The sequence below is a fragment of the Microbacterium sp. genome, from assembly GCF_030149085.1.
Lineage (GTDB): Bacteria > Actinomycetota > Actinomycetes > Actinomycetales > Microbacteriaceae > Microbacterium.
Map to the genome: position 1 here is coordinate 1 of NZ_JASBSF010000180.1, position 8,875 is coordinate 8,875.

At 65.7% G+C, this 8,875-nt stretch carries 11 protein-coding genes and 1 pseudogene; 7 read left to right on the top strand and 5 right to left on the bottom strand.

What is annotated here, in order from left to right; translation table 11 throughout:
- From Q1V87_RS07190 to Q1V87_RS07205, 4 genes are all read right to left on the bottom strand, one after another.
- Positions 1–592, bottom strand: a 592-nt coding sequence (locus Q1V87_RS07190) for a hypothetical protein (protein ID WP_300591481.1), incomplete at its 3' end; no start/stop codon positions are given.
- Positions 592–891, bottom strand: a complete 300-nt coding sequence (locus tag Q1V87_RS07195; protein ID WP_300591482.1) for a hypothetical protein — start codon at positions 889–891, stop codon at positions 592–594. The genes Q1V87_RS07190 and Q1V87_RS07195, both read right to left, overlap by 1 nt.
- Positions 892–910: 19 nt before the next feature.
- Positions 911–1,522 carry a M23 family metallopeptidase gene (locus Q1V87_RS07200; protein WP_300591483.1) on the bottom strand — a complete coding sequence of 204 codons (612 nt, stop codon included), beginning with the start codon at positions 1,520–1,522 and terminating at the stop codon, positions 911–913.
- A gap of 1 nt (position 1,523) precedes the next feature.
- The gene (locus Q1V87_RS07205) at positions 1,524–2,264 is read right to left on the bottom strand and encodes a hypothetical protein (protein WP_300591485.1); all 741 of its coding nucleotides are present in this window, start codon (positions 2,262–2,264) and stop codon (positions 1,524–1,526) included.
- Between the two features lie 189 nt (positions 2,265–2,453).
- Here Q1V87_RS07205 and Q1V87_RS07210 point away from each other — a divergent pair, with 189 nt between their 5' ends.
- The 6 genes from Q1V87_RS07210 (at position 2,454) to Q1V87_RS07235 (ending at position 7,655) form a co-directional block, all read left to right on the top strand.
- Complete coding sequence (locus tag Q1V87_RS07210) at positions 2,454–2,771, top strand: winged helix-turn-helix transcriptional regulator (protein WP_300591486.1); 318 nt, start codon at positions 2,454–2,456, stop codon at positions 2,769–2,771.
- Between the two features lie 214 nt (positions 2,772–2,985).
- Entirely contained in the window at positions 2,986–3,513 is a 528-nt protein-coding gene (locus tag Q1V87_RS07215; protein WP_366945415.1) for a hypothetical protein, read from the top strand.
- Positions 3,510–3,986 carry an ImmA/IrrE family metallo-endopeptidase gene (locus Q1V87_RS07220; RefSeq protein WP_300591487.1) on the top strand — a complete coding sequence of 159 codons (477 nt, stop codon included), beginning with the start codon at positions 3,510–3,512 and terminating at the stop codon, positions 3,984–3,986. Before Q1V87_RS07215 ends, Q1V87_RS07220 begins: the two co-directional genes overlap by 4 nt.
- Positions 3,983–4,990, top strand: coding sequence for a hypothetical protein (locus Q1V87_RS07225; RefSeq protein WP_300591488.1), 1,008 nt, complete (start codon positions 3,983–3,985; stop codon positions 4,988–4,990). Before Q1V87_RS07220 ends, Q1V87_RS07225 begins: the two co-directional genes overlap by 4 nt.
- Positions 4,987–6,162, top strand: coding sequence for an alpha/beta fold hydrolase (locus Q1V87_RS07230; RefSeq protein ID WP_300591489.1), 1,176 nt, complete (start codon positions 4,987–4,989; stop codon positions 6,160–6,162). The genes Q1V87_RS07225 and Q1V87_RS07230 overlap by 4 nt, the downstream gene beginning before the upstream one ends.
- Positions 6,163–6,509: 347 nt before the next feature.
- A complete protein-coding gene (locus tag Q1V87_RS07235) occupies positions 6,510–7,655 on the top strand; it encodes an SPFH domain-containing protein (protein ID WP_300591490.1) in 1,146 nt (381 codons plus the stop codon).
- A gap of 18 nt (positions 7,656–7,673) precedes the next feature.
- Here Q1V87_RS07235 and Q1V87_RS07240 read toward each other — a convergent pair whose 3' ends face one another.
- Positions 7,674–8,261, bottom strand: a complete 588-nt coding sequence (locus Q1V87_RS07240) for a hypothetical protein (RefSeq protein ID WP_300591491.1) — start codon at positions 8,259–8,261, stop codon at positions 7,674–7,676.
- 275 nt (positions 8,262–8,536) lie between these two features.
- Here Q1V87_RS07240 and Q1V87_RS07245 point away from each other — a divergent pair.
- Positions 8,537–8,875, top strand: a pseudogene (locus Q1V87_RS07245) (TerB family tellurite resistance protein); the annotation flags it as partial.

An 8,875-nucleotide genomic window follows, 5' to 3' on the forward strand; every position in this document is an offset into this window, starting at 1 on the left:
CGAGCTCCGCGCGGTCGCCCGAGACGATCGCTGCAGCGACCGCCCACACCATCGCGCCGAACAGCACGGCGAGAATCGCCCACTGCCAGAACGACCACTCGTTCGTCGCGGCCGTCCACAGGAGCGAGGTCGTGTCAAAGCGCATGTTTTGTGCGACAGCGAACATCATCGAGGTCGCCGACAGCGCCATGCCGCGACCGGCGTTCTCGAACGTGACACACACGACGTCGCCCAGCGAGCATCCATACTCGACGAGCAGCGGCTTGCCGCCGCTCGTCTTGATCGCGGAGACGTGAGACTCGTCCGTCGTGCACACCGTCGCCTTCGCTCCATCGACGAACACGTTGATGAAGCACTGCTGGGGCTTGATGTCGGCTGTGTTCTGCGGCGTGCAGGTGATCTGCGCGTCGACGCGGAAGCAGTCGACGGGGTACGCGGGGGAGGACCACGGCTCGCCCCTCACCGGCGTCGCGTTCGCCGCAGCCGGTGCGGTGTTGACCGATGCCGTTGCTGCGCTCGCCGGGGTCAGCGCGGTCAGGGTCAGGCCGAGCCCGACTATCGCGCCGACGAGCAGCGAACGCAGGATGCGCATCAGAAGCCGAAGTCGAAGTTGACGAACCACTGGAACAGTCCGCTCGCGGCTCCGAGTACGGCGGCGGCGATGAAGATCCAGAGGATGTTCTCGCCGGCCCAGGTGCGCATGCGGTCCGAGGCGAGGCCACGGAAGGCGAGCGATGCGCCGGCGATGATCAGCATGATCAGGACCACGATCATCGCGCCCGCGAGGATGTACGAGGCGACGACTTGGAAGCCGGAGAAGAAGGGCGCTGTGAAGTCCGGTTCGATGTCGGGGATGTCGACCTCGGCCGGCACTGTCAGTAGGTATCGCATGGTGTTCTCCTTCGGTGCATCACTTGAGCGGAAGGCCGAGAGCGGCCATGAACGGTTGAGGGTCGATGGCGGCGCCGTCCTGCTGCACCTCGTAGTGCAGGTGGCAGCCGAACGAGCGGCCCGTATTGCCTTCGGCGCCGAGCGCCGTTCCGGCTTCGACGGCATCACCGACCGATACGCGGATCGAGCCCCACTGCATGTGCCCGTAGAGCGTGACGAGGCCGCCGCCGTGGTCGATGCGGACCGTGTTCCCCCAGCCGTGGAACGAACCCGCAGTGATGATGCGGCCGGGGCCCGCGGCGTAGATCGTCGCGCCGCAGCCCTGAGCCATGTCGTAGCCCTGGTGGTTGGTCGAACAGTAGCTGCATCCGACCACCGGGTTGTACCCGAACCCGCGACCCTTCGAGTAGCCGCCGGCGAGCGGATATCCCCAGTCGCCGTTCGCGACCGGAGCCGCCTGTGTCTCGACCTCCTGAGTGACCTGCTCGCCCGCCACCGCGAACGGAATCGCGATAAGCGGGGTCAGCAGCATCCCGCCGACGAGCGCGACGAAGAGGAGAATCCCGATCGCGATCTTCCGCCCGATCCTCGTGTTCGCGAGGGCTGCTGCGGCGGCGACCGGGGCTCCCATGTCAGGGCTCCAATGACCCCGAGAAGTAGCGGACGACCTTGCAGTCACCTTCCTGTTGCGTTGTGTCCGGCGTCGGGACCGATCCCTCGCCGCACAGGACCTGGACGCTCACGCGGACCGTGTCGTCGTACGAGGTTTCCCCGCCGTTGCCGTCCGAGCGTGTGTACGTCAGCACGACGTCGGCCGTTCCGATGCTCATGTCGCCCGACGCGTCATCGGGCACCTCGGCGAACTCGACGTCGCCTGTGACCGCCGCGGTGACGCGGCCGTCCTCGTTCGCGAGGGAGTCCCACTCCGCTTCGGGGAGCACGACGCCCTGACGAAGCTCGAGCTGCGACGCCTGCATGTCGGAGGCGCGGTCCTCTTCCGAGGTGTACCGGATGTCGGGCGTGAACCACGTGTCCAGGTAGGTGAGCCACTCGGCGCGGGTGCTCAACTGCGCGTCGAACGTGGATGCCGCAGCCAGCGCCGCCCGGACGTAGGTCTCGGCATCCGTTGTGATCGGCTCCGGCACCCAGCCCTTTTCGGCGACGGATGCGTCGACGAACTCGTCCGTCGCCGGCTCGGTGGGCTCGGTCGTCGGCGTCGAGTCCGGGGGAGTGGTCTCGGTAGGGGTCGGTGTCTCGCCGCCCGAGAAGAGCGACGCGACGATGATCGCCAGGATGCCGATGAGCAACACCACTCCGCCGACAATCGCCCACACGATGCCTCGCGTGCGCCGGGTGTTCCGTGGAGTTGTCATCGGCCGCCGTCACCTGCCCGAGTGGTGAGCGTCCAGCGCGACAGCCTTGACGCGGCGCCGGATCGGGCCGCGTTGAGAGGGGTCGCTTCGCTTGACATGAGAGAAGCATATAGCCGTACACTCCATTTGTGAAGCATTTTTTGAATCCCTTCTGTGGACGACGGCGGGGCGGTGCGCCAAACTGGGCTCGTGCCTCGCTACGCCCGCCCCGCGAACAGTGATTACGCGGAGGATCCCATCAACGCGCTCGGGAATGTCATGCAGGCGACCATCATCGGTCTTCTGCGGAAGAACCCTGGACTGACGCGTTCCGAGATCGCTGAGGCGATCGAGCTCCCGAAGATGACGATCGCCAATGGGCTCGAGAAGCTGCTCGATGCGGGTCTGATCCTCGCGGACCCGCCGCGCGACGTCGCCATGCGCGGGCAGCGAGTCCGCTACACCGTCGATGACGCCCAGGTGACCGAGATGGTGATGCGGCTCGAGCAGGTGCTGGGGGAGTTCTAGTCGACTGGCCGTCGGCTGCACTCTCGGTCGAGTCGGGTGGAGTGCTTGTCTCGACATGTCGCACCTCTCTTGGATCGCCGCAGCGTCGCGGATGCTGTTGAGCATGCTCAACAGCGTGAGGCGTTCATGCTTGCACCTGTCGTCGCGTGAGCGCAACGGTTGATTTGGGCATGGCCAACGAGTAGGTTGAGCATCCTCAACTGGGTCGTTGGGCATGCCCAACGGAGTCCCTTCCCTGCCCGAGGCGAAGGATGGTCGTGAAGACATGCCGGAAGACGAGAGCAAGATGGCAGCAGAAGAACTGGCGAAGCGCCTCCGACTGCTGCTCGACGTATCGATCGCGGAGTCCGGCGAGGAGCCGACGTATTCGCAGATCGCCGCGTTCCTCCAGGCGCGGGGCGTCAGCCTGTCCCGATCGCGCTGGACGTACATGGTCAACGGTCATCGTTTCGTGCAGGATCGCGCGCTGTTCGAAGCGCTCGCCGAGTACTTCGAGGTGGATCCCGCCTTCCTCGCCGACGGCGCCGATGCGCCAATGCCGGCGAAGGTTGCCGCGCAGCTCGATCTCGTCAGAGCCATGCGAGCTGCGAAGGTCAAGTCCTACGCAGCTCGCACGCTGGGCGACATCTCTCCCGAAGCGCTCCAGGCAATCACCCGATTCCTCGACAACGAATCGAACGAGGAGTCGGCCGCACGCGGTCCGCGGACGGTGATCACGGCCGACGGCTCTGGAGGGAAGTGACGGACACAGTGAAGGTCGCAACGCGTGCGCCGGAGGCGCTACAGGAACTCGAGCTCGGGGATTCCTTCTCATTCGATGAGCTCGTGAGCGCGGTGCAGCGTCGGCGCGGCCGGCCGCTGCGGATCGTCGAGCTGGCGGACCTGACTGACCATGACGGGATCTGCGCCCTGTGGTTGATCAGGGACACGGAGGACTTGGTCATCCACGCCCGGAGTGAGTCGACGCTTCACCGGCAGCAGTTTGTTCTGCACGAGTTGGCGCACATCATTCTCGACCACGGTCACGACGACGGCACGGATGGCACCGACCCTCTTCTTCCCGACATCGCGCCGTTGACGCGTCGTCGTCTCCTCAGGCGCCAAGACCTCGTCACGGCGGACGAGATCGCCGCCGAGTCTCTCGCTGATCATCTCGCCGCCGCTATCCGAGGGTCGGTGATGCACGAGTCGAAGTTCCTGGAGATCTTCGGGTGACCCAGATCCTCGTTTCCGCGCTGCTGTGGCTCCTCGTTGCGAGCCTCCTCATCCTGCGCCGCGGACGCGCCGATCGAAGCATCCTGTGGTCGGCCCTGACCATTGCCGTGGCGATGATGCTCAACATCGATGGTCTGTACCGGTGGGTCGATCGCCTGCTGGGTGGCACCAACCTCGTCACCCTGGTCGCCGATCTCGCGCTGATGCTCGGGATCTTCTTCCTCGGCCGCGCAGTTGCCAAGGCGACGGAGTACAGGCCGCGGATCGTGCGGTTCGCGCTCGGGCGAGTTGTCCTCGCGGTGGCACTTGTCTGCACCGTTGTCGCGTTCGCGTTCATTGACCGCGGCGTTACGACCACGGCCTTCATGCTGGACTACGGTGCACAGCCCGCAGCAGCCGCGTACTCGATGACCCAGTTCGTGTATGACGCGATCGTGTTGACGGCGATGGCTGCGGTCGCGACCCGACAGATCCGCCTCGGCAGGGGAGTGGACCGCTTGCCGGCCATCTCCCTCCTCATCGGAAGTGCGCTCGGACTCGCGCTGGCCGCCGTTGTGATCGCGATGGACATCGCTCACCTCGCAGGCGACATCTCGCTGATGCTCGGTCTTGGTGCGGCATACAGTCCGCTGTTCCTGTCGACGTTCCTCTTCCTCTGTCTGGGGCTGGCCAGCCAGCCGGCGATGCGCTGGATGCATGCTCGCTCGCGGGCCAGTGCGACGCGCCGGATCGTCTCGCAGACGACGCCGATCTGGCAGCGGGCGAACCTCTTCCGGCCGGGCATGAGCCAGCAGGACGTGGCTGGCTTCAGCGCAGCGGACCCCGAGACACGGCTGCACCGGCAGCTCGTCGAGATCCGGGATGCCGCTGTCGATCCACGCGTCTCGTTCGATCTGAGCGATGCTGAGAGCGTGATCGTCGAGGCAGCGGAGGAACATCTGCTTGGGCGCGGGTCTGGCGTGGGTAGCTCGAGTAGCGGCCTCGCGACGAGGGCGATTCCTTGAAGGCGGGCGCAGGAGTCGCGGCCGTCGCCGGACTCGGTCTGGCCCTCTTCGCCGGGGCGGCCGGCCTCGGGTTCGCGATCGCGCGAAGGCTAACGGCACCGCCATCGGGAAGGGTCTACAACCTCATCGTCCGCGGCATTGTGCGGCATGAGGGCCACGACGCGGTTGTCCTCGACCGCAACCCATCGACGGTGGCGACGGGCGTCTACAACCTGTGGCTCGAGGACGGCGGGTGGGTACGGCTCGGCCCGGTCATTGGCGAGGACGCTGTGACGGTGACGCGGCTGATCGAGTCGACCGCGCCCGCGGACGCGCTGTCAGTCGGCCAGCGCGCGTCGTGGAGCGGCATCTACTATCGCGATCCAGCCGACGCTGGCCTCGACGCCGAGGACGTGATTGTGGAGACGCCGGTGGGGCCGGCGCCAGCGTGGCTGATCCGCCCGGCCGGGTACGCGACGAACGACTGGGCGATCCACATTCATGGGCTGGCGAGCCCCCGCGCGGGCACGCTCCGTGGGGTGAAGGTGGCTGCCGACGCCGGCTTCGTCTCACTCGTCGTCACCTATCGCAACGACGGCGAGGGCCCCACGGTGGGATCTGGTCGCTCCACCCTCGGCGCAACAGAGGCCGACGATGTTCGCGCCGCCGTGAGGTACGCGATCGCGCACGGCGCCGACCGCGTCGTGCTGTTCGGATGGTCGATGGGCGGGGCAATCGCGCTACAGGTGGCCGCCGACGTCGAGTTCGACGGTGTCATTGATCGCCTCGTCCTCGACTCGCCCGTCATCGACTGGTGCGCGACCATTGCCGCGAACTGCGCCCGTGCCGGCCTGCCGCCGCAAGCCGCAGCGCTAGCTCGCCCGTGGCTGCAGTGGAGTCCGCTCGCACGTTCGGTCGGATTGCCGTCGGCTCTGCCGCTGGGTCGCTTCAACTGGATTGACCGCGCCACGGCGCTGCCAGTTCATGCGCTGATCCTGCACGGGACCGATGACACCTCGGCACCGCCGGCTGCCGCCCGCCGACTTGCGCAACTCCGTCCCGACATGGTCCAGCTGGAGACGTTCCGCGCTGATCACACCCTGGGCTGGAACTCAGCTTGGGAGAGCTGGAATCGTCATGTTCGAGACTGGCTTGTGGGGAACGAGACGACATTTCCTGACGTCCCGATCTAGCTCTGAGCGGAACCTTCCCAGGCCCGAAATGCACGGCCCGGCGGCCAGACGAGCCGCGACTCGATCTCATGTACTGACTCGGGACTCTGCTGGGTGAGGTAGAGATCGCGCGTTGCACCACTCCGCGGCGTGCTCGGAAGAAGCGTCGAACAGGGCGTGGTGCTCCGCTGGAGGCATCGCCTGCGCCGGCTGCAACGCGCCGGGCGGCCGCGAGCTCAGCGTGGAATCACTCGCCGGAGGCTCCGGCCATCACACCCATGTCGAGTGCGACGGGTAGGTTCGGAGTCGGAGAACCGCGGTGAAACGACTGCGACCGACCGATGCCGTTGGCAGTGGGGGAGCTAGCAATGGGTCTGATTCCGGCCTTCACGGGGGCCCTCGGCGGCACGTTCGCCGACCAGTGGAAAGACATCATCACCGCGGGGCACTTCGGGGAATCCACCGTGGTCGCACCTGGCGTGCGTCGAGCCGCGCCCGATGGGCGAGGAAACAGCTTCCGGGGATCACCGGATGTGATCTCGAACGGCTCGAAGATCCTCGTTCCCGAGAACACCGCCGCGTTCATCTTTAGCCAGGGTGGCGTTGAGGAGATCGTGACAACTCCCGGTGGGTATGAGTACTTCGCCGGGCAGGCGAGCGTCTTCGACGGCGACGGGATCATGGAGTCGATCGTCAGGCAGACCGCAGAGCGGTTCACCTTCGGCGGACAGACACCGGGCCAGACGTGGGTCGCGTTCGTCAACCTCCGCGAGATCCGTGGACTGCGGTTCGGGACCCGTGCGCCCATGGTCTATCACGATCGGTTCTACAGCGCCGATCTCGAGATCATGGCCTACGGAACGTTCTCGGTACGAGTCGTCGACGCAGTCGCCTTCGTCAGGAACTTCCTTCCCGCAAACACTCGGTCCTACGCGTTCGACAGCGCTGAGGCCCAACGGCAGCTTGCCTCGGAGTTCATCCAGGCGTTCCTCTCCGCCGTCAACGCGCTGTCTGCGGAGTACCGCATGGCCGAGCTGCCCGCGCAAGGCGTTGCGATCGCGAACCTCCTCGCAGACGACGGGGGAGCCCTTGGGTCTTGGAGCACACGATTCGGGCTTGAAGTGGTCCAGGTCGGCATCGAGAGCATCGAGTTCTCCCCACAGTCCAGAGAGTTGGTCCGCCGGTTCACAGGCGACCGGATGAGCATGTCGGCCTTCGAGGGCATCTCACAGCAGGCCTCCAACGTCATGGCCCAGCAGAAGATCGCTCAGGGCATTCAAGACCACGGCCTCGGTGACACCCCGGGCCTCGTGCTGGGCATGGGTCTCGTTCAGGGCCTCAGCCCGCAGACCGCCGCGCCGAGCGCACCAGCTGCCGCCACCATGGGTCAGGCGACGAGCCCCTCCCTGGACGAGCAGATCGAGTCGGTGAAGAAGCTCAAGGAACTGCTGGATGCCGGCGTTCTGACCCAGGAAGAGTTCGACGCGAAGAAGAAGCAGGTAATGGGACTCTGACGACCGGATCCGCCTGAATCACAGCGGGAGTGGCTGGTTGCAGTAGGCGCACGTTCGTGTGATCCCGACGATGACCTCAGATCGTGCGTTGCAGCTGGGACAGGTCACGACGGTCTTGTGGGATCGATCCGGCACGAACTTCTTGCTGACGACCCGCTCGCCCTGGTAATCGAGGTAGATGTCATCGGCCATCCCGGAGTCGATCATCTTCTGGATGTCGCGATACACCGTTGAGGGGTTCGTGTTGGTGATGGCGGCGATCTGCTGAACCGGCATCGACTCGACACCCTTGAGAATCGGCAGATATCGCTTCAGCTTGTCGCGCTGTTGCCGGGGACGCCTTGTCATGAGCCAGATTGCAGTCACTGCGACGATCGCGCCGAAGATCCAGAAGGCGATGGCTCCCTGCAGGTACGGTGCCCGCTCGCCCGCCGGGATCTCGCGAGTCTCCTGCCACCAGAGCATCCCCTCCGTCTCCGTCGTCCTCGTGTACTGGAGGAACTGGAGCATCCCCACGAGAAGTAGAAGGAAGGCCAGGCCCAGGAGCGAGCCGAAGAGGCTCTGTCTTGGGGTAGGCGGTTTGATCTGACCCCGCAGTTGGAACATGGTGCTCCTAGAGAGCGCAAGAGACGGTCGGTTTCATCGTAATCCGCTACCTCGGCGTCCCGGATCGCTACGGCCTGACCGTCGAGCGAGCACACAAGGACTGACGCGCCGCGCAGCCTCTCGCTCCGCGATGAGCGAGTTGGCGGCGGCGATGACGATGGGTGCGGCTCCTCTGCGGCCGAGTGTCACCGCGAGTGTCGGAGGGGGAGGGTAGCCTCAGGGTGACGGAAGCGAGTTGACAGACGTCGTTTCCGCATGGCAAGGGGGGCAGTGTGATGGCGGAACCACGCCGACTCGATTTTGGCCGGCTCAAGGATGTCGCTGACACAGCGGGTCGCAAGGTGGCGGGCGCGGCGAATTCCGGCTGGACGAAGACCGTAGAGGTCGCAGACGGAGTCGGGCAGGGGATGAAGAAGTCTGCCGATCAGACGGCCGCGACGCTCACTGCCTTCGGGCAGAGCGTTGCAGGTCGTCTCCAGGGCAAGCACAAGAACGGCGTCGACCTATCAGCGCTGAGCACTGAGGCCAAGCTCGCCTACTGCCGCATCCTCGCGCGTCTCACTCTGGCGGACGCCGCCATTGACCCCCGCGAGATCGCGAACCTCTATCTGTTC